Below are 14,959 nucleotides of genomic sequence, written 5' to 3' on the forward strand. Positions count from 1 at the left end.
ACTCACCGTGGAGAATGACCGCATGACCTTCCCGCGCCTCGGCTCCCGCCCGTCCGCCGACCCCGCGGCCGTCGTCCGCGGGGACCACTACCGGATCACGGTGCTCACCGAGGGCCTGGTCCGGCTGGAGTGGTCGCCCGACGGTGAGTTCGAGGACCGTGCCTCGACCTTCGCGCTCAACCGCGAGCTGCCCGTCCCGTCCTTCCAGGTGCTCGATGCGGGTGACCACCTGGAGATCGTCACCGACCGGTTCCGGCTCGACTACGACAAGGGTCCCTTCACCACGAGCGGGCTGAGCCTGTCCGCCCTGGGCGGGCTCAGCGACTACCAGTCGGTCTGGCGGTTCGGACGACCGGTGGCGGATCTCGGCGGGACTGCGCGGACCCTCGACGAGGCCGACGGGCCCGTGCCCCTCGAGCCGGGGGTGGTCTCCCGCACCGGCGTCGCGGTGCTCGACGACTCCGAGTCCTTCCTCTTCGAGGACGACGGCTGGGTCGGCACGCGCAGCGAGGGGCGGCGCGACCTGTACGTCTTCGCCTACGGCCGTGACTACCACGGCGCACTCCGGGCGTTCTACGCGCTCAGCGGTCCGACGCCGCTGCTCCCGCGGTTCGCCCTGGGCAACTGGTGGAGCCGGTACCACCGGTACACCGCCGAGTCGTACACCGCGCTGATCGAGCGCTTCCGCGCGGAGGGCGTGCCGTTCTCGGTCAGCGTGATCGACATGGACTGGCACGTGGTCGACGTGGCACCGGAGCACGGCAGCGGCTGGACGGGCTACACCTGGAACCGCGAACTGTTCCCCGATCCGGAGGCGTTCCTCGCCTGGCTGCACGAGAACGGCCTGCGGGTCACCCTCAACGTGCACCCGGCCGACGGCGTCCGCTCCTACGAGGAGCCCTATGCGGCGATGGCTGCTGCCCTCGGTCGGGACGCGAGCACGGGGGAGCCGATCTCCTTCGACGTGACCGACCGAGAGTTCCTCACCGCCTACTTCGAGGTCCTGCACCGCGGGCTCGAGGAGGACGGGGTCGACTTCTGGTGGCTCGACTGGCAATCGGGCCCGTACTCCCGCATCGCGGGGATCGACCCGTTGTGGATGCTCAACCACTTCCACTACCTCGACTCGGCGCGGGACGGCCGTCGCGGACTGACCTTCTCGCGCTACGCGGGCCCCGGGAGCCACCGGTACCCGGTCGGGTTCTCCGGCGACGCCGTGATCACCTGGGCCTCGCTCGCCTTCCAGCCGTCCTTCACCTCGACGGCCGCGAACATCGGGTACGGCTGGTGGAGCCACGACATCGGCGGGCACTTCCACGGCACCAAGGACGACGAGCTCTCCACCCGCTGGGTCCAGCTGGGCGTGTTCTCCCCGCTGATGCGGCTGCACTCGGGGGCCAACCCCTTCATCACCAAGGAACCGTGGTCCTTCTCGCCGGAGGCCGGGCGGATCATGACGGATTTCCTGCGGTTGCGGCACCGGCTGCTCCCGTACCTCGGCACGATGAACCACCGGGCGGCGACCGGTGGGACTCCGCTCGTGCTCCCGATGTACTACGACTGGCCGGAGGCGGACGAGGCGTACGGGGTGCCCCACCAGTTCCTCTTCGGCTCCGAGCTGGTCGTGGCGCCGATCACCCGGCCCATGGACCGGTCGACGCTGCTGGGTCGCGTGCAGGCGTGGTTGCCTGCCGGCACCTGGGTCGACCTGTTCACCGGGACGGTCTACGACGGGGACCGTCGTCTGCACCTGCACCGCGACCTGACGACGATCCCCGTTCTGGCGAGGTCCGGGGCGATCGTCCCGCTGGACGCCCGGGAGGTCCCGCCGAACGGCACGGCGCAACCCGAGCACCTGGAGGTCCTCGTCGTCGTGGGGGCGGACGGCGCCTTCGACCTCGTGGAGGACGACGACGGCGTCGAGCCGGCCGTCACCACGACCGCCCTGCGGTTCGACCAGGCAGCGGGCCGGGTCGCGGTCGGTCCGGCGCAGGGGACCGGGGCCGGCGTGCCGGCCGTGCGTCGCTGGACGCTGAGCTTCCTCGCCGTGGGGGAGACCGAGACACCCGTGGTGCGCGTGGACGGCGTGCCGGTCGGGGCGACGGTGGAGCGCACCGCCACCGCGCTGCGCGTCACGGTCGAAGGGGTACGGCTCGACGCGCTGCTGGAGGTCGAGATCGGCAGCGAACCGCAGCTGCGGGCCGATGACGTCGACGCGGCGGTCTTCGCCGTGCTCGACCGTGCCCAGATCGAGCACGAGGTCAAGGTCGCCGCTTTGGCCGCGGCCACGGGGGAGCGCACGCTGGCCCAGCGGCTCTCCGGTCTCGACGGGCTCGGGCTCGACCAGGCGGTGGTGCGCGCCGTGGGCGAGGTGCTGCTCGCCCGAGCCGACTGACCAGCACCCGTACCAGCGGACGAACGCACGACCCCACGAACGCACGAACGCACGAGAAGGAGCAGCAGTGGACGCGGACGGCGCGCAGGATCCCGGCACGGGCACCCGGACCGGGAGGCTCGCCCCCCTGGTCGAGCCCGGACCCGCCCTGAGCGCCGACGACGTCGCGCGCTTCTCCCGTCACCTGCTGCTGCCTCGGCTGGGGGACCTGGGGCAGCGCCGCCTGCGCAACGCACGCGTGTGCGTCGTCGGGGCCGGGGGACTCGGCGCGCCCGTCCTGCAGTACCTCGCCGCCGCGGGGGTGGGGACCATCGGCATCGTCGACTCCGACGTCGTCGAGCTGTCCAACCTCCAGCGTCAGGTCATCCACGGGGTGGCGGACCTCGGCCGGCCCAAGGCCCTCAACGCCGCGGATGCCGTCGCGGCCATCGACCCGGCGATCTCCGTCGTCGTGCACCACCTGCGGCTGACCGAGGCGAACGTCGACCTGCTGAGCGGGTACGACCTCGTCATCGACGGGACGGACAACTTCGCCACGCGGTACCTCGTCAACGACGCCTGCGTCCGACTCGGTCTCCCGGAGGTCTGGGGCTCGGTCCTGCGCTTCGACGCCCAGGTCAGCGTGTTCTGGGGGCGGCCACCGCGCGGGTCCGGTGCCGCTCCCGTCCAGCTGCGGGACCTGTTCCCCCGACCCCCGGAGGAGGGGTCCGTCCCGTCGTGCGCCGAGGCGGGGGTGCTCGGTGCCCTGTGCGGGCAGGTCGGTTCCACGATGGCCACCGAGGCGGTCAAGCTCATCACGGGAATCGGCCGACCGCTCCTGGGCCGGGTGGCCGTCCTGGACGCGCTCGACCAGCGCTGGGCAGAGGTGCCCCTGGTCGGTGCCGGTCGTCCGCCCGGTGAGGAGGAGGGGCGTGCACGCGCCGGTCGTGCCGAACGCGGCCGTGCGCCCGAAGATCGGTGTGCAGCGGTGGGCGGTGGTGCAGCAGGGCACGGGGGTTCAGCGGTGCACGGCGGCGGATCGGTGCCCGTGGTGAGCCCCGAGACCCTCGCCGACCTGCTCTCCGGCGACCCGGCACCCGTGGTGCTCGACGTGCGTGAACCCGCCGAGCACGCGACCGGGACGATCCCCGGGAGCGTCCTCCTCCCGCTGGCCGACCTGCTCTCCGGCGACCACCTGGACGCCCTTCCGGCGGACCGGGCCGTGGTGGTGCTGTGCCGCAGCGGAGTGCGTTCTGAGGTCGCCGTGCGCTACCTGCAGGGAACGGGGCGCGCGGGGGTCGCGAACCTGGAGGGTGGCATGCTCGCCTGGGCGGCCCGGACGAACGGAGAGTCCTCATGAGGGCGACAGGATCCCTGCGCAGCGTCGCCGAGCACCGCGCCGCCGTCCTCGCGCTGATGGCTCCCGTTCCCGTGGTGCAGACGCCGCTGACGCAGGCGCTCGGCCTGTGGCTCGCAGCGGACCTGCATGCCGGGACCGATCTGCCCCGGTGGGACAACTCCGCGATGGACGGCTACGCCGTCCGGTCCTCGGACACGGTCGGTGCCGACGTCGTGCCGGTCCGGTTGAGGGTCGTGGCCGATCTGCCCGCCGGGAGCTCCGAGGTACCGGTCGTCGAGCCGGGCACCGCCGCCAGGATCATGACCGGGGCGCCCGTGCCGCCCGGGGCGGACGCCGTGGTGTCCGTCGAGGTCACCGACGCCGGGACGGTCGAGGTGGTCGTCTCCGCGGCGGCCCGTCCCGGCGCCCACATCCGGCCGGTCGGCGACGACGTCCGCGCCGGGGACCTCGTGGTCCCGGCCGGGACGCTGCTCGGTCCTCGGCAGGTCGCCGCCCTCGCCTCGGTGGGTGCCGTCGCGGCGCCGACCCACCGGCGGGTAGTCGTCGCCGTGCTCTCCACGGGGTCCGAGCTCGTGGAGCCGGGCGTCGAACCGGGGCGCGGTCAGATCCCCGACTCGAACTCGTTGCTGCTGGCAGGCCTTGCCGCCGGCGCCGGGGCCGAGGTGCAGCGCATCGGTGGGGTCCCCGACGACCCGCTGGAGCTCAGGCGGGTGCTCGACCGCCTCGACGGCGCCGTCGACCTCGTGGTCACCTCGGGTGGCGTGAGCATGGGCGCCTACGAGGTGGTGCGCGACGTGCTCGAACCCCTGCCGGGCACGGCCTTCGTCACGGTCGCCATGCAGCCGGGCAAGCCTCAGGGCCTCGGGACGCTCCCCGGCGGCACGCCGATCCTCTCCCTCCCGGGCAACCCGGTCAGCGCGTTCGTCTCCTTCGAGGTCTTCGTCCGGCCCGCCATCGAGCGACTCGCGGGCGGGCCCGCGAGCGCAGCGGAGCTGGTCCTGGCGACGGTGGACGACGAGTGGTCGACCCCGCAGGGTCGCGCCCAGTACATGCCGGTCGTCCTCGAGGGCAGCGGCACCGACCTGCATGCGCGACGCGCGGTCTCGGGAGGGTCCGGCTCCCACCTCGTGGCGGGCCTGGCCCGCGCCGACGGTCTCGCCGTCGTCCCGGTCGACGTCGAGCGCGTCCGCGCCGGCGACCTGCTCCCTGTGATGAGGACCCCATGACCGCGACCGGCCCGTTCACCCACCTCGACGGCGCAGGTCACGCCCGGATGGTCGACGTGACCGCCAAGACGCCGACGGTGCGCGAGGCGACGGCTGCCGGCAGCGTCCGGTGCGCCCCGGAGGTGGTCGCGGCCCTCCGCGACGGGACGGTCCCCAAGGGCGACGTGCTCGCCGTGGCCCGGATCGCCGGGATCGCTGCGGCCAAGCGCACGCCCGAGCTCCTTCCCCTGGCGCACGTGATCGGCGTGCACGGGGCGACGGTGGACGTCGAGATCGTCGACCACGGTGTCGAGGTGCGGGCGACCGTGCGCACCGCCGATCGCACCGGGGTCGAGATGGAGGCGATGGTCGCGGTCGGTGTGGCGTGCCTCGCCGTCGTCGACATGGTCAAGGGGATGGACCGCACCGTCGAGATCGTGGGCGTCCGGCTGCTGGCCAAGTCCGGCGGCCGCTCGGGTACCTGGACCCGTCCGGATCCCGAGGCCGCGGGATGAGCAGCGGACCGGCCGACCAGGGGGCCGTGGACGCGATCGTCCTCGCGGGGGGCGGAGGCACTCGCCTGGGCGGGACCGACAAGGCTGCCGTGACGGTCGGCGGCCGTCCGATGCTCGCTCATGTCCTGGATGCGGTGGCCGCGGCCCGTCGGGTCGTCGTCGTGGGCCCGCCGACCCTGGACACGCGGGGTGCCGAGCGGGTCCAGGAGGACCCCCCGTTCGGCGGCCCTGCTGCGGGTCTGGCCGCCGGTCTGGACCACCTGGGACCCGGCGGCGACGTACCGGTTCTCGTCCTGGCCTGCGACCTGCCTCTCGCCGGCCGGATCGTCCCGGTCCTCCTGGAGGCACTCGATCCCGTGACCGATCACTCGGGGTGCGACGCCGTCGCCGCGGTCGACGCCGACGGCCGATGCCAGTACCTCCTCGCCGTCTACCGCCGCCCGGCCCTTGCGGCAGCCGTCGCGACCCTGCGCGCGTCGGGCGGGCTGCACGGTGCCTCGATGCGACGACTGGTCGAGCAGCTGGACGTCCGCCCCGTCCCCGACCTGACCGGCGCCGCACGCGACGGGGACACCTGGGAAGATGTCGCCGAGCTGGACACGATCCTGACCAGGAGAGACTCATGAGCGCAGGAACCGAGCCCTCGGCGCAGCCACCCGTACGGCACGACCTCGAGTCCTGGGTGAGGTTGCTGACCGAGGAGTTCGACGTGACCCCCGACGCCGTCGACCTGCAGGCGGTCCTGGACCTCGGCCTGGAGACCGCGCACGGTGTGGCACGTCCGGCCGTCCCGCTGACAGGGTTCTTCGTCGGCTGGGCCGTCGCCTCCGGGACTCGGGATCGCGCCGAGCTGGACCGGGTCGCCGCGCGGGTCACCGACCTGGCGCGCGAGTGGGCCACGACCCGTGACGCGCACGCCGGTGAGTCGACCGAGGAGAACGCATGATCACCGTCCGCCATTTCGCGGCCGCGGCCGAGGCGGCAGGGACCTCCACCGAACGGCTCGACGTCGACACTGTCGGCGCGCTGCGCGAGGTCCTGCTCACGAGCCACGGGCCCGCCATGGGTCGGGTGCTCGCCCAGAGCGCGCTGCTGGCGGGTGGTGTCCGGGTCGACGACGACGACGTGAGGCTCGACGACGGGATCGTCGTCGACGTGCTGCCGCCCTTCGCCGGCGGCTGAGCGATCGTTCGAACGCCGTGGGATGCCCGCGGGGGACCTCCCACCCAGGCAGAGGTCCCGGATTGACGGGCCCCGCGCCGCGAATAATGAGAGCGTGAACAGGCGATCGGTGAGCGCCTACCGCGCGTTGGCGAGCCCGAGCCGGGTGACGATCCTGCACGCCCTGCAGCAGGGCGCTCGGCCGTTGACGCTGGCCGAGGTGGCAGACGACGTCGGCCTGCACGAGAGCACCGTGCGCGAGCACCTCGACCGGCTGATCGCCGCGGGTTTCGTCACGAAGGCACCCGAGGTGCGGGCCACCCGTGGGCGGCCCCACATGCTCTACTCCGTCGTCGAGCGGGAGGCGTTGGTCGACGCCGACGCCTGGTTCCGCTCCCGGCTGCTCACCGTGCTCCTTGCCGGCTACGGCAAGGCGCTCCCCTCGCGCGCGAAGGCGGCAGCTGACGCGGGTGAGGAGCTCGGTGCGTCCTGGGCGGCGCGACCCGGCGCCTCGGGGCACGCCTCCCGCGCAGGGCACCCGGAGCCGGAGCGCGATCCCGCTCTCGCACAGCTCGCGGCGTTGGAGGCACACCTCGACGAGTTGCGGTTCGCCCCCGAGGTCGACGCCGACGGCTCGCAGGTGCACCTGAGGCACTGCCCCTTCCTCGACCTGGCGCGCGCGCACACGGACGTGGTGTGCAGCGTCCACCTCGGGATCGCTCGGGGAGTCCTCTCGGCCGCGGGCGGCCCGTGGACGGCCGAGTCCCTCGACCCCTTCGTCGGCCCGCAGCACTGCGTCCTTCATCTCAACAGGCGAGACGACTCCGTGATCGCCTGAGGCCGGCCGGACGAGGATGCATTTGTCGCGGCGCTTTTCGTAGCAATCCTCCTGGTAGTCGTTCCAGACTGGCGTCGTCAACGGTGACGGACACGGACAGCACCTGGAGAACCCATGGCGGTCATGCACGGACCGACGGTGGACCTGGCGACCTGGGACCCTGAGGACGAGGCCCACTGGGACAAGCGCTTCGCATGGCAGACGCTGTGGATCACCACCTACACGTTGATGCTGGCCTTCGCGGTCTGGTACCTGGTCAGCGCGATCGCCCCGCGCCTCAACGACATCGGCTACGACCTGTCGAAGACGGAGCTGTACTGGCTGGTGGCCGTCCCCGGGCTCGCGGGCGGCACCATGCGGCTGATCTACATGTTCCTGCCGCCGATCCTCGGCACCCGCACGCTCGTCGGCGGGACCGCGACCCTCATGCTGCTGCCGATGGTGGGCTGGACCCTCGCGGTCCGGGACCCGGGGACTCCCTACGTGGTCCTCCTGCTCCTGGCGGCCGCCGCAGGCGTCGGTGGTGGTGCGTTCTCCGGGTTCATGCCGTCGACCAGCTACTTCTTCCCCCGCCGGATGGCCGGGACGGCACTCGGTCTCCAGGCCGGCGTCGGCAACTTCGGGGTGAGCCTGATCCAGTTCGTCACGCCGTGGGTGGTGGGCTTCGGCCTGCTCGGCACCACAGCCCTCACCCCGCAGCAGCAGACCGACGGGACGGAGATCTGGCTGCACAACGCCGGGCTGGTGCTCATCCCCTGGGTGGTCCTGGGCGCCGTCCTCGCCGGCCTCTTCCTGCGCAGCGTCCCGGTCCAGGCGAACTTCCGCCAGCAGTTCGACATCTTCCGGGAGAAGCACACCTGGGTGATGACCGCCGTCTACGTCATGACCTTCGGGGCGTTCAGCGGCTTCGCCGCCCAGCTCGGGCTGCTCATCGTCAACGAGTACGGCAGCTTCGCCGACGCGCCGGACCCGTTGAAGTTCGCCTTCCTCGGCCCGTTGATCGGCTCGGCCACCCGCGCGCTGTGGGGTCCGCTCTGCGACAGGTTCGGTGGCGCCGTGTGGACCCTGGTGGCCGGGGTGGGCATGACGGTGAGCACCCTGGTGACGGTGCTCTTCCTCAGCCCGACGGAGGTCGGGCAGTTCACCGGCTTCCTCCTCGCGATGCTCGCGGTGTTCTTCTTCGCCGGGATCGGGAACGCGGGGACGTTCAAGCAGATGCCGATGATCTTCGAGCGTCGCCAGGCGGGCGGCGTCATCGGCTTCACCTCGTCGATCGCGGCCTTCGGGCCGTTCCTCGTCGGCATCGGTCTGTCGATCGTCGCCCCGCGGGCCTTCTTCCTCGGCTGCGCCGTGTACTTCGCGGTGTGCACCGGCCTCGTGTGGCACTACTACGCCCGGCCGGGAGCCCCCAAGCCGAGCTGATCGAGTCCCAGGTCACCGGCTCGGTGACGACCACGGTGGAGCAGGTCCCGCGAAGGAGCATCGGATGAACCCCACGAACCCCCCGGCCGCCGGTCTCGACGGGCCCGCCTCCGACGTCCTGCTCAGGCTGAGCCGGTACCTGCGCAAGGGGGAGGTGTCCGCGGACCTGCGCACGCTGCACCAGATCGGCGGCCGTGACGCCGACGTGTTCTACCGGGACCGGTGGAGCCACGACAAGGTCGTCCGCTCCACGCACGGCGTCAACTGCACCGGCTCGTGCTCGTGGAAGGTGTACGTCAAGGACGGCATCATCACCTGGGAGTCCCAGCAGACCGACTACCCGTCGGTGGGGCCGGACAGCCCCGAGTACGAGCCCCGCGGGTGCCCCCGCGGCGCCGCCTTCAGCTGGTACACCTACTCACCGACCCGGATCCGCTACCCCTACGTCCGGGGGCTCCTGCTCCAGATGTACCGCGAGGCGAAGGCCCGCACGGGTGACCCGGTCACCGCGTGGGCGAGCATCGTCGAGGACCCGGAGAAGGCGCGCCGGTACAAGGCGGCCCGCGGGAAGGGCGGGCTCGTGCGGGCGACCTGGGACGAGGCGGTCGAGATGGTCGCCGCCGCGCAGGTGCACACCATCAAGGCCTACGGGCCGGATCGCATCGCCGGGTTCACCCCGATCCCGGCCATGTCGATGGTGTCCCACGGGGCCGGGGCGCGCTACCACGCCCTGATCGGCGCCCCGATGCTCTCCTTCTACGACTGGTACGCGGACCTGCCGATCGCCTCGCCGCAGGTGTTCGGCGACCAGACGGACGTGCCGGAGTCGGGGGACTGGTGGGACGCCGGCTACCTCATCATGTGGGGCTCGAACGTGCCGGTCACCCGGACCCCTGACGCGCACTGGATGGTCGAGGCGCGCTACCGGGGCCAGAAGGTCGTGGCGGTCTCGCCCGACTACGCCGACAACGTGAAGTTCGCCGACGAGTGGCTCGCCGTCGAGCCCGGCACCGACGGCGCGCTGGCGATGGCGATGGGTCATGTCACGCTCAAGGAGTTCTTCGTCGACCGCCAGGTGCCGTACTTCCAGGGCTACGTCAAGAAGTACACGGACCTGCCGTTCCTCGTCCGGCTCGAGCGCAACGGCGACGCCTACGTGCCGGGCAAGTTCCTCACGGCCTCCGACCTGCCGGGCGACGAGGCGCAGAGCGAGAACGCCCACTTCAAGACGGTCCTCATCGACGCCACGAGCGGCGAGGCCGTCGTCCCGGACGGGTCCCTCGGGTTCCGCTTCGGCCCCGAGGGCGCCGGGCGGTGGAATCTCGACCTCGGTGAGGTCGACCCGGAGCTGAGCCTGCTCGGCACCGGCGCGGCCCCCGCCGCCGTGGAGGTGGACCTCACGCGCTTCGACGCGCTGGACGGGTCGGACCGGCCGCTGCGGCGCGGGGTCCCGGTGCGCGAGGTCGCGGGTCACCTGGTCACGACCGTCTTCGACCTGCTCCTCGCCCAGTACGGAGTCGGTCGGGAGGGCCTGCCGGGCACCTGGCCGACCGGCTACGACGACGCCTCCCAGCCGTGCACCCCTGCCTGGCAGGAGGAGTTCACCGGTGTCCCCGCGGCCAAGGCCGAGCGCATCGGCCGGGAGTTCGCAGCGAACGCGGAGGAGTCCCGCGGTCGCTCGATGATCCTCATGGGTGCCGGTACGAACCACTGGTTCCACTCGGACACGATCTACCGCACCTTCCTCACCCTGACCACGCTCACCGGCTGCCAGGGCGTCAACGGCGGAGGGTGGGCGCACTACGTCGGGCAGGAGAAGGTCCGCCCGGTCACCGGGCACGCGCAGTACGCCAACGCCCTGGACTGGTCACGCCCGCCCCGGAACATGAACCAGACGGCCTACTGGTACCTGCACAGCAACCAGTTCCGCTACGACGCCTTCGGCGCGGACACGATCTCCACCACCCAGGCCGTCGGGCACCTGGCCGACCGGTCGACGGCCGACGCCGTCGCGCAGTCGGCACGCATGGGGTGGACGCCCTCGTACCCCACCTTCGACCGCAACCCGCTCACCCTGGCCGACGACGCGGCCGCCGCGGGCGTCCCCGTCGACGAGTACGTGCCGGCCGAGCTCACGGCGGGACGCCTGCGCTTCGCCGCCGAGGACCCCGACTCGCCGGAGAACTTCCCGCGGGTGCTGACCCTCTGGCGCTCGAACCTGCTCGGCTCCTCCGGCAAGGGCAACGAGTACTTCCTCAAGCACCTGCTCGGAACCGATCACAACCTGCGCGCCGAGGAGGCCCCCGAGGGCTCCCGCCCCCGGGACGTGGTCTGGCACGACGAGGCGCCGACCGGGAAGCTCGACCTGCTGCTCACCCTGGACTTCCGGATGACGAGCAGCACGATCTACTCCGACATCGTGCTCCCGGCGGCGACCTGGTACGAGAAGCACGACCTGTCGACGACGGACATGCACCCCTTCGTCAACTCCTTCACCCCGGCGATCGCCCCGCCCTGGCAGACGCGCACGGACTTCGACGCCTTCCACACCCTGGCCAGGACCTTCAGCGAGCTGGCCGAGGTGCACCTGGGCGTGCGCAAGGACGTCGTCGCGGTGCCGCTGACGCACGACACCCCCGACGAGATGGCCAACCCGCACGGCGTGGTGCAGGACTGGAAGGCCGGCGAGTGCGCCCCGGTCCCCGGCCGGACGATGCCCAGGCTCGTCGTCGTCGAGCGGGACTACGCCGCCGTCGCGACGAAGATGGGGGCTCTCGGGCCGCTGCTCGACACGCTCGGGGCGACCACCAAGGGCGTGACCTTCACGGTGGACAAGGAGATCGACTACCTCGCCCGCAAGAACGGCGTGGCCCACCGCACCCGCGGCGGGATCGCCGACGGACGGCCCCTGCTCACCCGGGACGTGCACGCCTGCGAGGCGATCCTCGCGCTCTCCGGGACGACGAACGGGCGGCTCGCCGTCCAGGGCTTCCACACGCTGGAGAAGCGCACGGGGCAGGCGATGGCGGACCTCGCTGCCGAGCACGAGGGCAAGCAGGTCACCTTCGCCGACACCCAGGCCGGACCCGCCACCGTGATCTCCTCCCCGGAGTGGTCGGGCACGGAGCACGGCGGGCGCCGGTACTCGCCGTTCACGATCAACGTCGAGCGGCTCAAGCCGTGGCACACCCTCACGGGCCGCCAGCACTTCTACCTCGACCACGACTGGATGACGGACATCGGCGAGGCGCTGCCGGTGTTCCGACCGCCGCTGAACATGCAGCTGCTGTTCGGCGAGTCGCCGATCGGGACGGTCGACGAGGTCGGTGTGACGGTGCGGTACCTCACGCCGCACAACAAGTGGTCCATCCACTCCGAGTACCAGGACAACCTCTTCATGCTGTCGCTGTCCCGCGGTGGCCCGACCGTCTGGATGAGCAACCTGGACGCGGACAAGATCGGCGTCCACGACAACGACTGGATCGAGGCGGTCAACCGGAACGGGGTGGTCGTGGCGCGAGCCGTGGTCTCCCACCGGATGCCCGAGGGCACCGTCTACATGCACCACGCGCAGGACCGCCTGATCGACGTCCCGCGCTCGGAGGCGACCGGCAAGCGGGGCGGCATCCACAACTCGCTGACCCGGGTGCTCATCAAGCCGAGCCACCTCATCGGCGGGTACGCCCAGCTCTCCTACGCGTTCAACTACATCGGCCCGACCGGCAACCAGCGCGACGAGGTGACGGTCATCCGTCGGCGGTCGCAGACGGTGGAGTACTGAGATGGCCGCCCGAGGGACCCGCGCGACCACCACGACGGAGAGGAACGCCCGATGAGAGTCATGGCGCAGATGTCGATGGTGATGAACCTCGACAAGTGCATCGGGTGCCACACCTGCTCGGTGACCTGCAAGCAGGCCTGGACGAACCGCAGCGGCACGGAGTACGTGTGGTTCAACAACGTCGAGACCCGGCCCGGGCAGGGCTACCCGCGGACCTACGAGGACCAGGAGCGCTGGGAGGGTGGCTGGACGCTCAACAAGCGCGGTCGGCTCCAGCTCAAGGCCGGTGGCCGGCTGAAGAACCTCTTCACGATCTTCTCCAGCCCGAAGATGCCGGCGATCACCGACTACTACGAGCCGTGGACCTACGACTACGAGACGCTCACCACCGCACCCCTGCAGGAGCACACGCCGGTCGCCCGGCCGAAGTCGCTCATCAGCGGCCAGGACATGAACGTGACCTGGAGCGCCAACTGGGACGACGACCTCGGTGGCGCTCCCGCGCTGCTCGCGAACGACCCCGTGCTGCAGAAGGTCTCCGACAAGGTCAGGCTCGAGTTCGAGCAGACCTTCATGTTCTACCTGCCGCGGATCTGCGAGCACTGCCTCAACCCGTCCTGTGCTGCCTCCTGCCCGTCCGGCGCGATCTACAAGCGGTCGGAGGACGGCATCGTCCTGGTCGACCAGGACGCCTGCCGCGGCTGGCGCAAGTGCATCACCGGCTGCCCGTACAAGAAGGTCTACTTCAACCACCGCACGGGCAAGGCCGAGAAGTGCACCTTCTGCTACCCGCGGATCGAGGTCGGGCTGCCGACGGTCTGCTCCGAGACCTGCGTCGGCCGCCTGCGATACATCGGGCTGGTCCTCTACGACGCCGACAAGGTGCTCGAGGCCGCCTCGGTCACCGACGAGCACGAGCTCCTTGCCGCCCAGCGCGGGGTCTTCCTCGACCCCTTCGACCCCGAGGTGATCCGGGAGGCCGAGGCCGCCGGCATCGCCAGGGACTGGGTCGACGCGGCGCAGCGCTCACCGATCTGGAAGCTCATCAGCACCTACCAGGTGGCCCTGCCGCTGCACCCGGAGTACCGGACGATGCCGATGGTCTGGTACATCCCGCCGTTGTCGCCCGTGGTCGACGTCGTCGCCGAGACCGGGGAGGACTCCGAGGACTCCGGGAACCTCTTCGCCGCCATCGACACGCTGCGGATCCCGGTGGAGTACCTCGCCGAGCTGTTCACGGCGGGGGACCCGGAACCGGTGAGCGCCGTGCTGAAGAAGCTCGCGGCGATGAGGTCGTTCATGCGGGACATCTCGATGGGGCGCGAGGCGAACCCTGCCATCCCCGCATCGGTGGGCATGGAGCCCGAGACGATGCTCGAGATGTACCGACTCCTGGCGATCGCGAAGTACGAGGAGCGCTACGTCATCCCGAGCGCGCACGCCGAGCAGGCGCACAGCCTCGAGGAGCTCGCGACGGAGTGCTCCCTCGACTACGAGGGCGGGCCGGGCATGGGTGGCTCCGGGCCGTTCGGCGAGGGCTCCGGCCGGACGGACCCGATCGCGGTGGAGAACTTCCACATGCTCCAGCAACGCCAGACGACCGACACGGTCGCCGACCCCTCGAGCCGGAAGGCGAAGGTGAACCTGCTCAACTGGGACGGCCGGGGGAAGCCGACCGGGCTGTTCCCGCCGAAGTCCGCACCCCAGGACGGTGCACCCGACGATGGCGACGCGCCGAGCAGGCCGGGGGGTGCCTCGTGAACCGCGTGGCGCGCGCGGCCCAGGCTCGAAGGACCGCCTCGCGCGAGCATGCCGTGGTCCATCGCGTCGCCGCCCTGCTCCTGGAGTACCCGAGCGAGGACCTTCTCGGCCTCCTGCCGACGATCCGGGCCGCGGTGGACGAGCTCGACGGCCGTTTCGCTCGTCCCCTTTGCGAGCTGACGGACCACCTCGCGTCCCGTCCGCTGCCCGAGCTCGAGGCCGAGTACGTCACGACCTTCGACCTCAAGCGACAGCGAGCGCTGTACCTCACCTATTTCGCCTACGGCGACACCCGCAAGCGCGGTGTGGCGCTCGTGACCTTCAAGCAGGCGTACCGGGCTGCCGGGTTCGAGGTCGACCCCGACGAGCTGCCCGACCACCTCGCCGTCGTGCTGGAGTTCGCTGCGAGCGGCGGCGAGGAGAACTGGCAGGCCGGGATCCGGCTCCTGCTGGAGCACCGGGCAGGGCTCGAGCTGCTCCGTCTGGCCCTCCTGGACGCCGGCTCCCCGTACGCGGGCGCGCTGACGGCCGTCAGCGCGACG

General features: G+C 71.5%; 12 protein-coding genes. All 12 read left to right on the forward strand.

Annotation, left to right across the window (positions count from 1 at the left end; translation table 11 throughout):
* The first annotated feature begins 22 nt into the window (after positions 1-22).
* Positions 23-2,395, forward strand: a complete 2,373-nt coding sequence (locus tag ABWK99_RS05785; RefSeq protein WP_372593751.1) for a TIM-barrel domain-containing protein — start codon at positions 23-25, stop codon at positions 2,393-2,395.
* A 67-nt stretch (positions 2,396-2,462) separates the two neighbouring features.
* Positions 2,463-3,734, forward strand: coding sequence for a ThiF family adenylyltransferase (locus ABWK99_RS05790; RefSeq protein WP_372593752.1), 1,272 nt, complete (start codon positions 2,463-2,465; stop codon positions 3,732-3,734).
* Positions 3,731-4,960, forward strand: coding sequence for a gephyrin-like molybdotransferase Glp (gene glp, locus ABWK99_RS05795; protein WP_372593753.1), 1,230 nt, complete (start codon positions 3,731-3,733; stop codon positions 4,958-4,960). The genes ABWK99_RS05790 and glp overlap by 4 nt, the downstream gene beginning before the upstream one ends.
* Positions 4,957-5,454: a cyclic pyranopterin monophosphate synthase MoaC gene (gene moaC / locus ABWK99_RS05800; RefSeq protein WP_372593754.1), complete on the forward strand. Its 498-nt coding sequence runs from the start codon at positions 4,957-4,959 to the stop codon at positions 5,452-5,454. Before glp ends, moaC begins: the two co-directional genes overlap by 4 nt.
* Positions 5,451-6,080 (forward strand): molybdenum cofactor guanylyltransferase, encoded by a 630-nt coding sequence (locus ABWK99_RS05805; RefSeq protein ID WP_372593755.1) that lies wholly within the window; start codon positions 5,451-5,453, stop codon positions 6,078-6,080. Before moaC ends, ABWK99_RS05805 begins: the two co-directional genes overlap by 4 nt.
* A complete protein-coding gene (locus ABWK99_RS05810) occupies positions 6,077-6,400 on the forward strand; it encodes a DUF6457 domain-containing protein (protein ID WP_372593756.1) in 324 nt (107 codons plus the stop codon). The genes ABWK99_RS05805 and ABWK99_RS05810 overlap by 4 nt, the downstream gene beginning before the upstream one ends.
* Positions 6,397-6,636 carry a MoaD/ThiS family protein gene (locus tag ABWK99_RS05815; RefSeq protein WP_372593757.1) on the forward strand — a complete coding sequence of 80 codons (240 nt, stop codon included), beginning with the start codon at positions 6,397-6,399 and terminating at the stop codon, positions 6,634-6,636. Before ABWK99_RS05810 ends, ABWK99_RS05815 begins: the two co-directional genes overlap by 4 nt.
* Before the next feature lie 94 nt (positions 6,637-6,730).
* Positions 6,731-7,453 carry a helix-turn-helix transcriptional regulator gene (locus ABWK99_RS05820; protein WP_372593758.1) on the forward strand — a complete coding sequence of 241 codons (723 nt, stop codon included), beginning with the start codon at positions 6,731-6,733 and terminating at the stop codon, positions 7,451-7,453.
* 114 nt (positions 7,454-7,567) lie between these two features.
* On the forward strand, positions 7,568-8,875 hold the full coding sequence (locus ABWK99_RS05825) for an MFS transporter (RefSeq protein WP_372593759.1): 1,308 nt from the start codon (positions 7,568-7,570) through the stop codon (positions 8,873-8,875).
* A 64-nt stretch (positions 8,876-8,939) separates the two neighbouring features.
* Entirely contained in the window at positions 8,940-12,656 is a 3,717-nt protein-coding gene (locus tag ABWK99_RS05830) for a nitrate reductase subunit alpha (RefSeq protein ID WP_372593760.1), read from the forward strand.
* A gap of 51 nt (positions 12,657-12,707) precedes the next feature.
* Complete coding sequence (gene narH / locus ABWK99_RS05835) at positions 12,708-14,417, forward strand: nitrate reductase subunit beta (RefSeq protein WP_372593761.1); 1,710 nt, start codon at positions 12,708-12,710, stop codon at positions 14,415-14,417.
* 53 nt (positions 14,418-14,470) lie between these two features.
* The coding region (gene narJ / locus ABWK99_RS05840; protein WP_372593762.1) for a nitrate reductase molybdenum cofactor assembly chaperone at positions 14,471-14,959 on the forward strand (489 nt) is incomplete at its 3' end.

It is taken from the genome of Actinotalea sp., from assembly GCF_041597215.1.
In the GTDB taxonomy this organism is placed as follows: Bacteria; Actinomycetota; Actinomycetes; order Actinomycetales; family Cellulomonadaceae; genus Actinotalea.

Bases quoted from the DNA above. Each gene is read 5' to 3' on its own strand.
- ABWK99_RS05815 (WP_372593757.1), top strand. From the start codon at position 6,397: ATGATCACCGTCCGCCATTTCGCGGCCGCGGCCGAGGCGGCAGGGACC.
- ABWK99_RS05825 (WP_372593759.1), top strand. From the start codon at position 7,568: ATGGCGGTCATGCACGGACCGACGGTGGACCTGGCGACCTGGGACCCT.
- moaC (WP_372593754.1), top strand. From the start codon at position 4,957: ATGACCGCGACCGGCCCGTTCACCCACCTCGACGGCGCAGGTCACGCC.
- glp (WP_372593753.1), top strand. From the start codon at position 3,731: ATGAGGGCGACAGGATCCCTGCGCAGCGTCGCCGAGCACCGCGCCGCC.
- ABWK99_RS05830 (WP_372593760.1), top strand. From the start codon at position 8,940: ATGAACCCCACGAACCCCCCGGCCGCCGGTCTCGACGGGCCCGCCTCC.
- narH (WP_372593761.1), top strand. From the start codon at position 12,708: ATGAGAGTCATGGCGCAGATGTCGATGGTGATGAACCTCGACAAGTGC.
- ABWK99_RS05805 (WP_372593755.1), top strand. From the start codon at position 5,451: ATGAGCAGCGGACCGGCCGACCAGGGGGCCGTGGACGCGATCGTCCTC.
- ABWK99_RS05810 (WP_372593756.1), top strand. From the start codon at position 6,077: ATGAGCGCAGGAACCGAGCCCTCGGCGCAGCCACCCGTACGGCACGAC.
- ABWK99_RS05785 (WP_372593751.1), top strand. From the start codon at position 23: ATGACCTTCCCGCGCCTCGGCTCCCGCCCGTCCGCCGACCCCGCGGCC.